This is a genomic window from Arthrobacter sp. TE12231 (assembly GCF_054062895.1).
In genome coordinates this window covers 2,271,295-2,286,233 of record NZ_JBSSFS010000001.1, presented here as the reverse complement: position 1 = coordinate 2,286,233, position 14,939 = coordinate 2,271,295, and the positions used below count along the sequence as shown (strand labels likewise).

At 64.8% G+C, this 14,939-nt stretch carries 15 protein-coding genes; 7 read left to right on the top strand and 8 right to left on the bottom strand.

The genetic code is table 11. The annotated features are described in order from the left end of the window. Positions 1-20: 20 nt before the first annotated feature. Positions 21-1,568 carry a PucR family transcriptional regulator gene (locus ACVWYS_RS10370; RefSeq protein WP_344367956.1) on the bottom strand — a complete coding sequence of 516 codons (1,548 nt, stop codon included), beginning with the start codon at positions 1,566-1,568 and terminating at the stop codon, positions 21-23. Between the two features lie 125 nt (positions 1,569-1,693). Between ACVWYS_RS10370 and ACVWYS_RS10365 the strand changes: the two genes are divergently transcribed. Continuing rightward, positions 1,694-3,022, top strand: a complete 1,329-nt coding sequence (locus tag ACVWYS_RS10365) for an aminotransferase class III-fold pyridoxal phosphate-dependent enzyme (protein ID WP_456506694.1) — start codon at positions 1,694-1,696, stop codon at positions 3,020-3,022. Positions 3,023-3,060: 38 nt separating this feature from the next. Here the strand turns inward: ACVWYS_RS10365 and ACVWYS_RS10360 are convergent, their stop codons facing one another. Further along, positions 3,061-3,420: a hypothetical protein gene (locus tag ACVWYS_RS10360; RefSeq protein WP_456506693.1), complete on the bottom strand. Its 360-nt coding sequence runs from the start codon at positions 3,418-3,420 to the stop codon at positions 3,061-3,063. Between the two features lie 103 nt (positions 3,421-3,523). Next, entirely contained in the window at positions 3,524-3,946 is a 423-nt protein-coding gene (locus ACVWYS_RS10355; RefSeq protein ID WP_456506692.1) for an FCD domain-containing protein, read from the bottom strand. Positions 3,947-4,000: 54 nt separating this feature from the next. On the opposite strand from ACVWYS_RS10355, the gene ACVWYS_RS10350 reads away from it, so the two are divergent. Then, positions 4,001-4,732, top strand: coding sequence for a lytic transglycosylase domain-containing protein (locus ACVWYS_RS10350; RefSeq protein ID WP_456506691.1), 732 nt, complete (start codon positions 4,001-4,003; stop codon positions 4,730-4,732). 318 nt (positions 4,733-5,050) lie between these two features. Here the strand turns inward: ACVWYS_RS10350 and ACVWYS_RS10345 are convergent, their stop codons facing one another. Beyond that, positions 5,051-5,506 carry a nucleoside deaminase gene (locus ACVWYS_RS10345; RefSeq protein ID WP_456506690.1) on the bottom strand — a complete coding sequence of 152 codons (456 nt, stop codon included), beginning with the start codon at positions 5,504-5,506 and terminating at the stop codon, positions 5,051-5,053. Positions 5,507-5,959: 453 nt separating this feature from the next. Here ACVWYS_RS10345 and ACVWYS_RS10340 point away from each other — a divergent pair, with 453 nt between their 5' ends. Together ACVWYS_RS10340 and ACVWYS_RS10335 are read left to right on the top strand one after the other, a co-directional pair. Continuing rightward, positions 5,960-7,423, top strand: coding sequence for a protein adenylyltransferase SelO (locus ACVWYS_RS10340; protein ID WP_456506689.1), 1,464 nt, complete (start codon positions 5,960-5,962; stop codon positions 7,421-7,423). A 93-nt stretch (positions 7,424-7,516) separates the two neighbouring features. Beyond that, on the top strand, positions 7,517-7,840 hold the full coding sequence (locus ACVWYS_RS10335; RefSeq protein ID WP_116767402.1) for a hypothetical protein: 324 nt from the start codon (positions 7,517-7,519) through the stop codon (positions 7,838-7,840). Positions 7,841-7,928: 88 nt separating this feature from the next. On the opposite strand, the gene ACVWYS_RS10330 is transcribed toward ACVWYS_RS10335, so the two are convergent. The 4 genes from ACVWYS_RS10330 to ACVWYS_RS10315 all read right to left on the bottom strand — a co-directional run bounded on the left by ACVWYS_RS10330 (position 7,929) and on the right by ACVWYS_RS10315 (position 12,103). Beyond that, positions 7,929-8,054, bottom strand: a complete 126-nt coding sequence (locus ACVWYS_RS10330; RefSeq protein WP_456506688.1) for a hypothetical protein — start codon at positions 8,052-8,054, stop codon at positions 7,929-7,931. 65 nt (positions 8,055-8,119) lie between these two features. Next, a complete protein-coding gene (locus tag ACVWYS_RS10325) occupies positions 8,120-9,811 on the bottom strand; it encodes a serine hydrolase (RefSeq protein ID WP_456506687.1) in 1,692 nt (563 codons plus the stop codon). Between the two features lie 308 nt (positions 9,812-10,119). Further along, positions 10,120-10,932 carry a hydrolase gene (locus ACVWYS_RS10320; RefSeq protein WP_456506686.1) on the bottom strand — a complete coding sequence of 271 codons (813 nt, stop codon included), beginning with the start codon at positions 10,930-10,932 and terminating at the stop codon, positions 10,120-10,122. 487 nt (positions 10,933-11,419) lie between these two features. Then, positions 11,420-12,103, bottom strand: a complete 684-nt coding sequence (locus ACVWYS_RS10315; RefSeq protein WP_456506685.1) for a DedA family protein — start codon at positions 12,101-12,103, stop codon at positions 11,420-11,422. Positions 12,104-12,821: 718 nt separating this feature from the next. Here ACVWYS_RS10315 and ACVWYS_RS10310 point away from each other — a divergent pair. The 3 genes from ACVWYS_RS10310 (at position 12,822) to ACVWYS_RS10300 (ending at position 14,892) form a co-directional block, all read left to right on the top strand. Next, positions 12,822-13,340 (top strand): DUF1269 domain-containing protein, encoded by a 519-nt coding sequence (locus ACVWYS_RS10310; RefSeq protein WP_456506684.1) that lies wholly within the window; start codon positions 12,822-12,824, stop codon positions 13,338-13,340. Positions 13,341-13,396: 56 nt separating this feature from the next. After that, a complete protein-coding gene (locus ACVWYS_RS10305) occupies positions 13,397-13,738 on the top strand; it encodes a hypothetical protein (protein ID WP_456506683.1) in 342 nt (113 codons plus the stop codon). Positions 13,739-14,271: 533 nt separating this feature from the next. Continuing rightward, positions 14,272-14,892, top strand: a complete 621-nt coding sequence (locus ACVWYS_RS10300) for a DUF998 domain-containing protein (protein WP_456509047.1) — start codon at positions 14,272-14,274, stop codon at positions 14,890-14,892. Positions 14,893-14,939 lie beyond the last annotated feature (47 nt).

The window sequence follows — 14,939 nt, the reverse complement described above, 5'->3', positions numbered from 1 at the left end:
CTGAGGGGCACGCGGCGCGTTCAGCGCTCCGGGTGCCCCTCGTCTATCTCCAGGAACTGGAGCGCCGTGAACAGTTCCAGCCGGTCCCGCAGCCCGTCCAGGTTCAGACCCAGGATGCTGCCCGCAGCCGCAACCCTGTTCCGCAACGTGTGCCGGTGCACGCCCAACTGGCGCGCGGTACGGTCCCAGACACAGTTATTGGCCAGCCACGCAGCAACTGTCGGCAGCAGCTGTGACTGTTCCACGTCGTCGTGCTTCACCAGTGGATCCACGAGCCGGCGTGCCACCGATTCAGCTTCCTCCCGCGGGAGCAGCCCAAGCATGCCGCCACCGGCAATATCCGCGAAGGTGACCACCGCCCGTGACAACTCGGTCGCCCTGGCCAGGGCCTTCTCGCCTTCCTTCACGCCCCGCAGCAGGCCATCAAAGGCAGTCTCTGCCGACGTCCCGGCCCTGGCGCCATATCTTCCCAGGACCGCCTCCACCTTCTGTTGGTGCACCGGATTGGCAAGCACGACGACCTTTTCGCCCCGCTGTGCGTAGAAGACCGCGCCGCGGTGGTCATCGGAAAGCAGTTCGAGGGCCTCGAGCAGGTTTTGTCCCTGCCGCGGCGGCTGGGCCACCGTCACGATGACCGGTTCGCCGGGCAGCTTTCCCCACACCTGCCGTGCCGTCCGCGCGGCCACCTCGGTGTTTCCGGAGAGCATCTGCTCAAACACGCCCGAGCGCAGGTGCCTGCGCGCCGTGTCCAGTGTCCGCGCCTGCTCCAGCGCGAGGCTGGCCAAGGCGATCACACTGTTGATGATGTCTGTGCGGGCCGGATCCAGCGGCTCGATGGCGCCCAGGGCCAGGACCCCCCTGAGACTGTGCCGCCGGCCGAGGGTCTGCAGGGTGACCTGCTGGTCTTCCACCGTCAGCTGGGCCACGGACCTGTTGCCCTGCTCCAGTGCGCGCAGTACGGCTTCCCGGACCGCCGGCATCAGATCCGACGGCACCGGGCGGCTGTTGGGCATCAGGAGGTGGTTTCCCGCTGCATCAAACAGGGCAACCCAGCAATGAAGCTGCCGCTCCAGCTCGGCAAGTATCGACCGCAGCCCGTCCGGGCGCAGGGCCGCCCGGGCGATGGCCCGCTGCGCCTGGAGTGACCACTCGGACCTGGCGTTCTGCTCCTTGGCCAGCCAGTCCGCCACGGTGCGGATAACGGCAATGAACGGCGTGCGGTCCGGCACCTCCAGCAGAGGCAGGCCCTGCTCGCGGCAGGCCGCTACCAGTCCTTCCGGAAGCACTCCATGGATCACCTGGGTGGCAAAGCCCAGGCCACAGATTCCGTGGTCCACCAGGCGCCTGACGTAGCTGCCGTATGCGTCGGCGGCCGCTTCGCTGAACGGGAACTGCGTCCCGTCGGTCAGCAGCAACTGTCCCGGGTCTAGAAACGGCGTCGGGTCATCCAGATCCGAACTGTGCACCCAGGACACAGGCGCGTCCAATGCCGGACTGGCCGGGTCGGGGACCACGAGCCGCAGATTCAGGGCCCGGGTGTGCAGCAGGGCGGTAATGGTGGGCAGCACTTAGGCCACCCCTGCCGGATCGTCGAAACTCATAGCCACGAGTATACAAATGTACAAGGACATGACTGGATGTTGCGGCGGACTATGAAGGGGAACGCACTACACCGTCCCCGAGAGGAACCATCATGGCCCACAGCCGGACCGCTCTAGCCGCACCTATCACCAACTCGGACGTGATCGCCCTGGACCGGGCGAATGTCTTCCACTCGTGGTCGGCACAAAAAGCCCTGAATCCGATGGTCATTGCCGGCGGTTCGGGGAGCACTGTCTGGGACCATGACGGCCGGACCTACCTGGATTTCTCCAGCCAGCTGGTCAACACGAACATCGGGCACCAGCACCCCCGCGTGATCGAGGCGATCAAGGAGCAGGCCGACGCCCTGGTTACCGTTGCCCCGGCCCACGCCAACCACACCCGCGGGCTGGCCGCTGAGCGGATCCTGGCCCACGCGCCGGCAGGCATGAACAAGATCTTCTTCACCAACGGCGGCGCCGACGCCAACGAGAACGCCATCCGCATGGCACGCCTGCACACCGGACGGGACAAGGTGATCTCCCGGTACCGGTCCTACCACGGCAACACGGGAACGGCGATCGTGGCCACCGGCGACTGGCGGAGGATCCCCAACGAATACTCCCGCGGCCACGTCCACGTCTTCGGACCCTACCTGTACCGCTCTGAGTTCTGGGCGGAGACGCCGCAACAGGAGTCCGAGCGCGCGCTGCAGCACCTGCGCCGGACGATTGAACTCGAGGGACCGCAGTCCGTGGCGGCAGTGCTCCTGGAAACCGTTCCCGGCACCGCCGGCATCCTACTCCCGCCGCCCGGGTACCTGGAAGGCGTCCGCGCCCTCTGCGACCAGCACGGCATCATGCTGATCCTCGACGAAGTGATGGCAGGGTTCGGCCGCACCGGCGACTGGTTCGCCCTGGACGCCTACAACGTCAAGCCGGACCTGATCACCTTCGCCAAGGGCGTCAATTCAGGCTACGTCCCCGTCGGCGGTGTCATCATCTCCGAAGACATATCTGCCACGTTCGATGAGCGGGTGTTCCCCGGAGGACTGACCTACTCCGGCCACCCCCTCGCGGCCGCCTCCATCGTCGCCTCCATCGATGCCTTCGAAGAGGACAACATCGTGGAAAACGCCGCACACATCGGCCGCGACCACCTCACGCCAGGCCTGGCCGCCCTCGCCGCCCGCCATCCGGTCATCGGAGAAGTCCGCGGACGCGGCGTCTTCTGGGCCCTCGAGCTCGTCCAGGACCAGCAGACCCGCCAGCCCGTCACCCCCGCCTTCATGGGGCGCATCAAAGCTGAACTCCTGAACCGCGGGCTCTTGCCCTTCATCGCCGACAACCGCATCCACGTCGTCCCGCCGGCAGTCGTCACACCCGAGGAAGTCCGGAGGGCCCTGGACATCTACGACGAAGCACTCTCCGCAGTGAACTAGCCCCACAAACCGAGAAAGTGCAACGCCGGCCGATCGCCTTAAGTGGCGACCGGCCGGCGTCGGGGTTGCTTTCGGGCCGGGACGGTCAGTTGCGAAGAGCCGCGGTGCGCTTGGCCGAGCGAAAATACGCGGCCTGTCTGGATTCCGTCAACGGACTTGACGTAGGCCTGGCCTACTTCTTCCGCCGGGATCCGCGCGAAACCGGGAAAGTAGCTGTGGTAACCGGTTGCTTCCTCCAGGACCGAGGGACTCACAGCGTTGATGCGCAGACCGCGGGGAAGCTCGGCAGCCGTGGCCATCACAAATGATTCGAGGATCCCCGTGCATGCTACGACGGCGTCCACCTTGCCGACGCGGTCGAACATATCCGCGATGGACGCTGAACTTGCCAGATCCACCTCGACTTCTCCGGACCTGGGGCCGGGAGAACCTCGTGGCGCCCTTCCAGCGCGCTGGCAGCGGCCGTTCCCGGAAGCCCGCTCGCTCCGATGACCAATATCCTCATACTGTTTTGCCATCTCCGCTCAGCAGCGCAATCAGTTCCTCGGCGCTGTCCATGGTGTGCGTCGTGAAGGCCGCTTCCATGGCCGCCATATCGCCGGTCCGCAAGGTGGCGACGAGTTGTTCATGCACTTCATGTGCGCGGACCGTATCCGCACGCGTGGCCTTGTCCTGGGCCAGGGCAATCGTCAAGTGCGCTTCAGTGACCGGCCACAGGCGAAGCAGCAAAGCATTCTCCGACGCTTCCCAGAAGCTGCGGTGGAAAGCAATGTGCGAATGCCGCCGGGGAATGGCCGACGACGTGGCGGAACGGTGGGACGCCGTGGCGCCTATGGAGCGTTCGGTGCCAGGTCCGCGTGGCCGGCCAAAGCACCCGCGACCGACCCGACGGCCTCCTTGTTCCGATGAGAACCGTTTCGTCAACCAGTCACGGAGCTTGGATGGTTTGATTAGTCCGTGCTCCGTCTAAAACGCCTTATGGTTTTCAGCCTGTTCGCGGTTTGCGTCATCACCGCGTTCTCGTTCTGGGCAACTCGGCAGCCCGGCGCAGACGTCCGCGGCGCCCTGTCTCCACCGCCGCGCGCGGGGGCGAAACTCGAAGTGTTCTCCACCGGCATCACCACCGCCGTGAACGTAACCCGGAGCCCGGATGCCCAGTGGCTCATCCGGGCTGCCGCGCAGACCGGGATCCCTGCCCGCGCGCTCCGGGCCTACGTTGCTGCGGCAGCCACGGCCAACGATTCCGCTCCGATGTGCGGGATCGGTTGGAACACCGTGGCAGCTGTCGGCTTCGTCGAATCCGCGCACGGAACCTACGGCGGCGGCAGCCTTAATACCGCAGGGCAGGCGAGCGGCCCAATTGTGGGCCCGAGCCTCAATGGCGCCGGATTCGCCGCCATCGCCGACACGGATGCGGGCGCCCTGGACGGCGACGCCCGCTGGGACCACGCCGTCGGACCCATGCAGTTCATTCCCTCCACCTGGCATCTTGTAGGGCGGGACGGGAACGGGGACGGAAAAGCCGACCCGTTCAATATTGACGACGCCGCCCTCAGCGCGGCGACCTATCTGTGCGCCCACGGACGTGACCTCACAACCGCGCAAGGGTGGACGGACGCCATCTACTCCTACAACCAGTCCGATTCCTACATTCGCCGGGTGCGGGCCCAAGCCACTGCATACGCCGCGAAGACGGGCACCGCCGAATGAGTTCACGGGCTGAAGGCCCATGGCGGTGAATGCCAGGGGGCGGCGAATCCAGGTGTTTCAAGCGGCTGGCGAGTTTGGCCCTGTCTTCGACACCCAGATTCCTCTGGCGCGTCATCGTACGGGCGGCCGGGCGCAACTGGTCTGAAGCGAAGGCGCCGGTCGCCGTCGTCGAGGATTCCCGGCGTCGTACGAGGTCGGTGAGCGCCAACGGGGCTGGGTGGATATTGGACCGCCAGGCGACAGGCGCATGATGTCGCGGCACACGATGGCTTTGGCACGGTCGCGACCCCTTTCACCGTTGTTCCTTTCTGCTGCTGATTACTCGGCGATGTCCTCCGCCCACAGCTCAGGGTGTTCGTCCTGGAAGGCGCGCATCATCTCGACGCATCGGGCATCGTTCAATACGACTACTTCGACGCCACGTGAGCGCAGAAGATCGAATTCGCCGGGGAACGTCTCGGCCTCGCCCACCACCACGCGCGGAATCTTGAACTGGATGATGGTCCCGGTACACATCGCACACGGTGCCAGAGTGGTGTACAGGGTAGTGTCCCGGTAGCTCTTCTGGCGTCCGGCAGCCCGCAGCGCAGACATCTCGCCGTGGGCGATTGGATCACCATGCTGGACACGCTCGTTGTGGCCGCTGGCAATCACTTCCCCGCCGCGGGCCAAGGCAGCGCCGATCGGGATGCCGCCCTCTCGGAGACTCTTTTGTGCGGCTTCGTAGGCAGCTTCGAAAGCCGGGTCTGTGTTGGTTCTGTGAGTTTCGTTCATGGGTGCAGTCTAAATTGGCGTGCGTTCTAATTGTCGGTGGGCGCTCGTAGCGTGGCATCGAGGTTCAACCACAGCAGCTAGTGGACCCTCCGCCTGCTGGGGGGAGCGGGCGGCGGACGTTTGTCCGGCCAAGAGGGGGTGTCCAAGGTCCACACCCGTGTCCGTGTGATTCCGTGGCTCATCCGCGACCCTCGCGTTGCCTACTTCTGCTGACACGAGTTCATGCGCCTATGCAGTCTGTGTAACATGCCTTTTCGAAGAATCTGGCGGGACGTCCGCATGTAGTGTGTCAGGACTGTTCGCGGCACGATTGAGAACCAGGGCAGCTGTGCTGTCTACACCGATTGGCAGTGTTGCGGCAGCTGACCTTGAGCGCTGCAGTGGATCGCCTTGCGGCGGCGAGCGGATCCGGCCAGGCGACATTGCTGACAGTGTCGCCCGTATCCTTAATAGATGAGTGACATCGCGCATTCAACCGTCACATTTGATGGCCGCTTCGCCCGGGAGTTCAAGGAGATGGCCATTCCTTGGCGCGCGCAGGAGGCTCCCGACCCGCACCTTCTGGTACTCAACGAGCACCTCGCCACCGAACTAGGTCTCGATCCGGCCTTTCTCAGGAGCCCTGAGGGTCTGCGTCTGCTGATCGGCAACGCCATCCCTGGGGAGTCCAGCCCGGTGGCACAGGCCTACGCCGGCCACCAGTTTGGCTGGTACGCACCCCGTCTCGGCGACGGGCGCGCACTGCTGCTCGGCGAGATCGGGCACGCGGACGGGCAGCTCCGCGACATCCATCTCAAGGGATCAGGACGCACGCCGTTTGCGCGAAACGGCGACGGCCAGGCAGTGGTCGGTCCTATGCTGCGCGAATACATCGTGAGCGAGTCAATGCACGCGCTGAACATCCCCACCACGCGATCCCTCGCCGTCGTCGCGACGGGGCGTTCGGTGCAGCGCGAGACGCTCCTGCCAGGCGCCGTTCTTACCCGGGTTGCCAGCAGCCACCTGCGTGTGGGGAGCTTCCAGTACGCCCGGGCCACGGGCGACGTAGGACTCCTTCGCCGCCTCGCCGAATACGCGCTAACCCGTCATTACCGGGTCGCCGCGGACGCCGAGAACCGTTATCTCGCACTATTCCAGGCGGTCATATCAGCCCAGGCTTCACTGGTGGCCCGGTGGATGCTCGTAGGGTTCGTTCACGGGGTCATGAACACCGACAACATGACGATCTCGGGCGAAACACTCGACTTCGGGCCGTGTGCCTTCATGGAAGGCTTCGACCCCGCCGCCGTCTATAGTTCGATCGACGAGACCGGACGGTATGCCTACCGCAATCAGCCGGTGGTGGCGGAGTGGAACCTTGCCCGGCTCGCAGAGTCTCTCCTGCCTCTGCTCCACGATGACCAGGAGCAGGCGGTGGAGCTCGCGATGGAAGCACTTAGGGGGTTCCGCCGGCAGTACAGTGAAGCCTGGTCGGCAGGAATGAAGGCCAAGCTGGGGTTCCGTGAAGGGCTCGACGATGAGGTGACCTCGCCTCTTGTGGACGAACTGGTGGCTCTGGTTCAGGAGTCCAGGGCGGACTACACAACGTTTTTCCGGCATCTCGGCCAAGCCGCCCGCGGCCAGGCCGAACCTGCACGCGGCCAGCTTCTGAACCCGGCAGGGTTCGATGCCTGGGCGAGGCGCTGGCGTGCCTTCGCTCCGGACGCAGACGCCATGGACCGGGTCAACCCCGTCTACATCCCGCGGAACCACCTGGTGGAGGAGGCCCTGGCTGCCGCTACCGGCGGGAATACGGGTCCGTTGGAACGGTTGATAGACGCAGTAGCCTCACCCTTCGACGAACGGCCCGGTCTCGAACACTACGCCGACGCCGCCCCGGAAAGCTTCGGCCCTTACCGGACGTTCTGCGGAACCTGAACCGCTGAAGCAGGATGCGGCACGACCCCTGCAGCTGGGTCCGCAGGCACAATCTACGACAGAACGCTTTCTTCCAACACCGGGGAGCTCATCATGGACACCGAATTCGCTGAGGTCATCGATCATGACGTCACCACCATCACCTGCGTATGCGGCAATACCGTCAGTAACCAAGGATTGATTCAGGCCAACTCACAAGGCATTCCCGTTCACAACGACGCAAACACTCCCGTGCCCGCGGGGCTGGCTGCATGGCCTGAGGACGAGGATATCTACACCCTGTGTCCCTCATGCGGCCGCGTTTACCACGACGCGGTTATCGAAGAGACAGGGACCGCGCCCGTTGCTCTGCGAGTCGAAGTCACGGCCGGACCGATTGCAGAGGCAATCCGTGTCCACTGGGACCTCAACACGTAGCCCTGTAACCGTATCCAGGATCAGTAACGGTGTGCCGGGGACCGCCGGGTGAACCTAGAGACCACGCCCTCCTGGGATCTGTCCGCGTTCACGATTCCGGCTGGCGGGCACGGCAAATCCCGGTCCGCTGCGGGATCCGGTTGATCGCCACGTCTGCGAGAGTCCTGAACCCGGCAGACTCGTCGTCCTTGGGCGAGCGTTTGTTGATCGGCATTGGTACCTTGGCTCCGGGCAATGTGTGCCTTGGAAGCCTACGGAAGACGTTCCCGGAGGCCGGAATCAGCCACGGGTGAAGGTGCCCAGTCCGGTCGGATCGTAGAAGTCGAGCCTCACGCTCGACGCCGTGCCGCCGGCACCGGGCGCCGCACCTGCGGCAGAGGCGAAGATTGCCCCTGCGAGGCCGTTGGCGTTCTCCCCGATGGATTCAAAGCTGAAGGTATCGCCGTCGAAGTGGTTGAGGGGGAACCTGGTGGTGCTGCCAGCGGGGCCGAGCTCCATGAACAACCCGCCGTTCTCCACCGCGACGCTGAGCGGGCCGTAGTAGGGGTTCGCATAGCTGCCTATGTAGAAGTCGCTGCCCCGCGCCGGTTTGGCCTGTGCGGGCGCCTGGGAGTAGTCGACTTTTGGCTTGTCCGCCTCGTCGATCTTCTGGAAGACGCCCGCGGTGAATCCGAACCAGTCAACTGTCGCGGCGCCGTTCTGGGCGGTGTCCAGGAATGCGGCGCAGATGGCTTCCGGAATGCCCTGCGGACGGCCGTTCGTCAGGGCCACGATGCCCAGCTGCTCGCCCGGCAGCATGGAGACGGCGGTCGCGGCACCGAGGTTGAAGGCTCCTGAGTGCCCGAGTTGGAGCCGGGCGAAATCGTCGTAGGAGACGTTCCAGCCGAGGCCGTAGAAGCGGGTGCGGGCGGCCGGTGCCGCGGGAAGGCCCGACACTGCGTGCGGGACATGCGTGACGCCAAGCTCGTCAGGGTCCACAACGTCCTTGCCTTCAAATCTGCCGTTGGCGAGCTGCAGGCGGATCCAGCGGGCCAGGTCATTCACGGAGGAGCTGGCGCCGCCGGCGGGTGCTTCGGCGTCGGCGTCCCGGCTGTATTTGGCGACCCAGGTCTTGTTGCCGGCGGGCACATGGATGAGAGCCCTGTTAGACGCTTTTCGGTAGTCCGCATGGCGGTAGCTGGTGGAGGTCATGCCAAGGGGCTTGAACAACACGTCTTCGGCGAGGTCTGCCCATGGCATATTCATGGCATCGGCAGCGGCCTTGGCGCCGGAGGTGTAGCCGAAGTTGCTGTAGTTGTAGCTTGACCTGAATGTGTCGAGCGGTTGCTGGTTGAGGTGGCTGAGAATGTAGGACTGGTCGAATGCGAGGTCTTCCAGCAGATCACCTGCTCCCGTCCGCAAGCCGCTTTGATGGGACAAGAGGTCCGCCATCGTGGCGTTTGCCGTAACGAAAGGGTCTTTGAGGGCGAACCCCGGACTGTGCATGATCACCGGGTCCGTCCAGGAGATGGCCTTGCGGCCCACGGCTACGGCCGCCACCGTGGAAGCCAGTGGTTTGGACACCGAGGCCAGTTGAAAGACCGTGTCCGCGTCGACTGTCTCGGGCTTGCCCGACTCCCGCACGCCGAAGCCCTTGGCGTACAGCACCTGGTCCCGGTAGACCACTGCCACCGCGATTCCGGGGACTCCGGTGCTCTCCATTGCCCCCTGGACTATCCCGTCAAGCTTGGCAACGGCGTCATTGACCTTCTGTTGGTCCAGGAGCGGTTTGACCTGTGGTTCCGGTGCCGGCAGGAGCGAGGCCGACGGCGTGCCGGAGGCGCCAGATTGACTGGCTCTTTGGTCGGTGCAGGCGGCCAGCAGCGGCATCCCTGCCATGCCCGCAGCTCCGACGCCGACTGCCTTCAACAGCGAGCGGCGGTCAGCTGGCACCGAGCTGATCGGCAGCACGAATGAATTCCTGTGGTTCATGGACATACCCCCAACGCGTCTGGAACGCCGAGCTGACGCCTTCTCCCCATGATGGACCCAAGCCGACGTTCGAGACGAGTATTTCGGCTGATGGATCCGCGGGGCGGCCGGGCCGCCAAGTCCGAGAAGATCGCCACCACCACACTGTTTCCTGGCCAGCGACGACTCCTCCTAGATCACCGGGACAGACATCGTCGGCGGCTTCCTTAAGCACTTCCAATAAAGGATCCGAGGCAGCACATCTCAGCCGTCCGCAACCGCCACGACGGTCAGGGGCAGGCGCTCCAAGCCCTCGTGCAGACGGCGGTTCAGGTCATATGGTCGAAGTCTCCTCGCGCCCAAGCAGCGTGCCGTTGGGCTGAATCGTGCAGAATGGCCTTTGCGCCGGAGGCGATTACATTGTTGAAGTTGCCGTAGATCCGGTCGAACTTGAGCTCTCCCAACTGCGCGGCGAGCCGCAACGCCACCGCGCCGGATAGCGGCAAATGATTCGGGTAGCTGCGCATGAAGGCGATGGAGCGACGGTCCGGATTCGGATACACGCTGTCACCGGTCAGCAGAACTCCTCTGCCGCCAGCCCCTGCGGCCCAGTTCACCACCGCGCTGCCCGGGAAGTGTCCGCCGGTCTGGTGCAGTGTCAACCCTTCGGCGATTGCTTGACTGCCGGACCAGCATTCGATGACCGGATCATCGCGTCCCAGCCATCCCCGGTCTGCGTCGGCCACAAGTACAGGGACGCCACCGAGCCGATGCGACCATTCGACCTGCACACCAAACATGTGTGGATGGCTAGCGGCGATCGCCAGGACCGGGCCCCGCTCGAGGACTGCCTGCACAGCGCTGTCATCGACATATCCGACCGGATCCCACAGCAGCGAACCCTCGTGTGTCACCACAAGCTGGGCGGTCTGGCCGATCCCGACTTTGGGCTCCGTCGTGATCCCGGTCAGTCCCGGCTCGTTCTCCTTCAACACTGTCTGCTGGCCCTCCTGCGCCAGACCGTCCAGCGTGAGCCATTTTTGGCCGTCCTCGGGCACGTACTGCCGCTCATCGGCGCAAATCGGGCAGACCTCCGGGGTAGGTTCGTCGCGTTCGACGCCGCAGGTTGCACAGAGCAGCATGGTTGGTCCCTTCTACGCGTCTTCTGTCCTGCTTTCCGCCCTTTTCACCTTCGGCCGCAGGCTGGCGTGCCCAGACTATGGCACGCGAAAGTCTCCTAGGAAGAGAGCTCAGGACCTTATTCCGTCTCATCCAGGTTGTGGGCGGGGAAGTGTGTACAACGTACACACTTTGAGCTCCGGACGTGGTCGCACGGGAGTTGGATCGGACCGGATTCCGCGTGTTTCCGGGGGAGTCCAGTGTTTGCAGGGGAGGAAATGCAGTCCGAGTCCCACCTCGGGCACAGCACACCTCGTCAGAGGGGTTTTTGCTTTAGAGTGTGGGCATTGCCCCTTCCACCCTGCGCGGAGGAACCCGAGTGCCTACTTGGATCCTCGTACCGCACGGCGAATGCGGCGACAGGAACAGCCGCCTAACCGGGAGTACCTGGGCGGACGTTCAAGCGTAGGGGCCGAGGTTGATCCCGCGCGGGGCAGCTAGGCCCCGGCTTCATTCGGCGTCGGGCACGCCGTCCCCTGACGCCTGCGCTGACTTGAGCTTCCGGCGTCTGCGCCGGCGCCAGACGATCACCAGGCCAAGCACGACGATGGGGACCAGCACCCAGCCGCCGATGTCGAGAGCGTCACCGATGGCATGGGCCAGCGCCCCGGCCAGATAGGCGAGAACGCTGAGGCTCGCGACCCACGCAATGGACCCCGTGATGTTCCACAGCAGGAACTTGGGCCACGGCATCTTGGCAGCCCCCGCGGCAATGGCACCCCAGAGCCGGACGACAATGACCCAGCGGCCGAAGAACAAGGCTGTTCCGCCGTGCCGATCGAAGAACGACTCCAGCTGGACGATGCGATTTTCGTCGGCGTGGAAGCGCCGTGCGAGTCGCAGCATCAACGGACGGCCTCCCACCCGCCCAAGTATGTAGCCAATAGTGCTGCCGAGCATGGCGCCCAGGCTGCCGACCGCGATAACGGCAGCAAGGTTCAGATCTCCGTGGCGCGCCGAGGCGTAGGCCCCAAGCAGTACGGCCACGGCGGGAAGCGGTACACCGGCGCACTGGGCCAGCACAATCACGAAGACGCCGAAGTAGTACGCCCATTCGTCCGCAGTCCCTGCTTCCGCGGCGACGAAGCCTGCCGAGCCGAGCGCCACGAAGCGGAGGGCGGCTAATCCGGTCATCGCTCACACCTCACTTCGCTGCTCCGCCACGGTTCATAATGACGGTCCCCGCGCCGCCCGAGTTTGTTCCACGGTCATAACCCCCGCGACGACACCGAGATGGCCCTTGTATACGCTTGTGGCCGCGCCGCGTCAAGACCACGCTGCGGTCACGGCACGGCACGGCACGGCCCGCGGCGGCACAGCGCCCCCTGACCTCACCGTGCAACAGATTTAGAAGGATCAACGCGTCAATGAGGCATTTCGGGAGCCAGTGAGCTCGGCGAGTAGGCCGTCCGCGCCGCCGCAGCGCTCAGCTGTGTGCGTGAGACATCCGATGATCCCCGCACATGCTGTTCGGCGCTTTGCGGGACACCGCTTCCATTGAAAAGCGCGCCGCGGCCAGGTCAGGTGCCCACCTGGCAGGCAGCCCGGTTCGCCGGATAAAACCGGGCCGGGTATTCCTGCGCCGGCCTCAAGTCCGACCATGAGCCAAGGCATTGCGGCCCTGATGCCTGCCAGAGGGTTCTTCGCTGAACCAGTGACTTAGGGCCCTGCCGGTGCGAGCCTGCCGGGGCAAGAGTTGGACCTACCCGACGACCGATGTGCGTACGGCGCCGGTCCGGGCGCGACAGGCCTCTTGCAGCTGGGGCGGTTCTGTCTAAGACCGTCCGGAGACAGCATCCAGTAGGAAGCGGGGTGGCCGTTACGCCGGCCAGAACCAAATGGAGGGCACACCATGGCAGAGCACAACTACATCTTGTTCGTTTCGTCGTACGCCGACACGGGCTCGGCGGCGGACGATTTCAAGGCGATCAAGAGCATGGACGACGCGGCTGTGGCGGCTGCGGTCGTACTGTCGCGTGACGCCTCGGGCAAGACCGAGGTCAAGGAGCATGGGGGCGGACTGGTCGCCGGCGGCACCAAGGCCGGCGCCATCGGCGGGCTGGTGGTCGGACTGTTCGCTCCGCCGCTTCTGCTGTCCGGCGTGATCGGTGCTGGGATCGGCGCAGGTGTGGGGGCCATCGCGAAGCGTCACGAGGAGAAGTCCATCGGCGTCGACGCGGAGGAGTGGCTGCCTCCGGGCTCCTCGGCGATCGTTGCCGTCGTCGACGACCTCTACCTCGACCGCGTCGACAAGGCGGTCGACAAGGCCACCAAGAAGGTCAGCAAAGCCATCGAAACTGGTGACTACGACGCCGTGGTCAAGGCCGTGAACGAGGGCGACGAGAAGATCATCGAAGCCGCTTCGTCCTGATCGGCCGACGCAACCGCCCCTGAGCGGGCCGCTCAATATCGACGATCGCCTACCGCGTGGGCGCCGGAGCATCGAACCGGGGAACGTCGAAATCCATCCTCGACATCATCGTCCTGGTCCTCCTGCTGGCCGCAGCGGTGCGTAAGGACGAGACACCAACGCCGTCCGCGCCCCTAAATGGATGGGCAGGCTTGAAGAGGTCCAACCGGAGGACTCGTTCCGGCTCGGTTTCCTGCTCTTGGGTGTTCCCGTCGGACATCCTCACCTCGGTCGCCGTCGGCGGTTCGGCATCGGCCCACCAAGTTTCGTGGTGGGCGGTGATGTCTTTCGTGCTGACGCCGCTGCTGCTCGTCGCAGTGTTCATCGCACTCGCCGTGAGCAACCTCGTTTCAAGTTAGGACTCCTCCACGCCGACGATGCCACACACCGCAGGGCGATGACGGGACACGGGTCCGACCGAACGTCGCGATGCACAAGGTGACCGGCCCTGACACGTCTTGGGAGCGCGCTCGGCGTTGACCTTGTTGCGGGACGATTCATTTTGGTGCTGGCGCCGTGTCTTGCTGGTTGTGCAAGACACCCGAGATCCTGGCGGGGAGATGGAGAAAGGACGGGGTGCGTGCGTGCTTACGGAACGGGCCGAACTATGTTCTGACGTCCGCGCAGGCCTAGAGATTCTCCAGTTCGGAAGTTGGTGTGGCCTGGTCCGCGGTGGCTTCGGTCGTATTGGACGATCTTCGCGGCCACGAGAGACGCGCGAACCCGAAGCCGTGAACGCTCATGTCACCATCAGCGTAAAGACCAAATTGCTTCCCGGTGCCGTGTCGTATGACCCCCGGATCGTACTAGGCTCCACCTTGTGATCCCGAGCCCTGTCCCCGGCTTGTCGGCGGCCGCACCACGGCGCGTCCGGGTGGGGGCCGTGGCGGGCATGGCGGGCGCCGTTCTGTTTGTATCCGTCTTCACCGTTTACGGGTGGCTGTACCCCGGCTACTCCTGGACGGGTATGTTCGTCAGCGAGCTGGCTCTTGGCCCCTATGGGTGGGTCCAGGTCCTCAACTTCGTGCTGACGGGCGCCTTGGTGTTGATGTTCGGCCGCGGTCTGGCCGCTTATTTCAGCGCCGGCGCGGTTTCCCGGGCCGGGCCGTTTCTTGTGCAGGGGATCGGCGTCAGCCTGATTGCCTCGGGGCCGTTCGTCACCGACCCGTCGGCGATGTTCGGCCAAACCAGTCCGCATGGCATGGTGCACGGTATCTTCGGCGCCATCGTCTTCACGTTCGCGCCGTTCAGTTGCTTCGTTTTCTACCGGCGCTTCCGCAGGGACCCGGCCTGGCGCCCCCTGGCGGGGTGGACACTTCTCAGCGGCGTGGTCCTTACTCTCGGGATCGTTCTGCTCAAGATTAGCCAGCAGCCCGGTAGCGGACTCTTCGACTGGAAAGGGCTCGTGCAACGGGCCATTCTGGTCACGTTTATGGCTTGGATCTTCGCGGTCGCATTCCGGCTGCGCCACCTCTGCCCCCTCCCGCAACACAGCCCATCAACGAGGGCGTAGGCCTGGGCTCGAGGACGCGGCGGAGCACACTGTGGCCTCGCGGCCCC

What these genes read in the sequence shown, in the direction of transcription:
- ACVWYS_RS10365 (WP_456506694.1), top strand. Translation starts at nt 1,694, where the DNA reads ATGGCCCACAGCCGGACCGCTCTAGCCGCACCTATCACCAACTCGGAC.
- ACVWYS_RS10350 (WP_456506691.1), top strand. Translation starts at nt 4,001, where the DNA reads ATGGTTTTCAGCCTGTTCGCGGTTTGCGTCATCACCGCGTTCTCGTTC.
- ACVWYS_RS10345 (WP_456506690.1), bottom strand. Translation starts at nt 5,506, where the DNA reads ATGAACGAAACTCACAGAACCAACACAGACCCGGCTTTCGAAGCTGCC.
- ACVWYS_RS10340 (WP_456506689.1), top strand. Translation starts at nt 5,960, where the DNA reads ATGAGTGACATCGCGCATTCAACCGTCACATTTGATGGCCGCTTCGCC.
- ACVWYS_RS10335 (WP_116767402.1), top strand. Translation starts at nt 7,517, where the DNA reads ATGGACACCGAATTCGCTGAGGTCATCGATCATGACGTCACCACCATC.
- ACVWYS_RS10330 (WP_456506688.1), bottom strand. Translation starts at nt 8,054, where the DNA reads ATGCCGATCAACAAACGCTCGCCCAAGGACGACGAGTCTGCCGGGTTC.
- ACVWYS_RS10325 (WP_456506687.1), bottom strand. Translation starts at nt 9,811, where the DNA reads ATGAACCACAGGAATTCATTCGTGCTGCCGATCAGCTCGGTGCCAGCT.
- ACVWYS_RS10320 (WP_456506686.1), bottom strand. Translation starts at nt 10,932, where the DNA reads ATGCTGCTCTGTGCAACCTGCGGCGTCGAACGCGACGAACCTACCCCG.
- ACVWYS_RS10315 (WP_456506685.1), bottom strand. Translation starts at nt 12,103, where the DNA reads ATGACCGGATTAGCCGCCCTCCGCTTCGTGGCGCTCGGCTCGGCAGGC.
- ACVWYS_RS10310 (WP_456506684.1), top strand. Translation starts at nt 12,822, where the DNA reads ATGGCAGAGCACAACTACATCTTGTTCGTTTCGTCGTACGCCGACACG.
- ACVWYS_RS10300 (WP_456509047.1), top strand. Translation starts at nt 14,272, where the DNA reads ATGGCGGGCGCCGTTCTGTTTGTATCCGTCTTCACCGTTTACGGGTGG.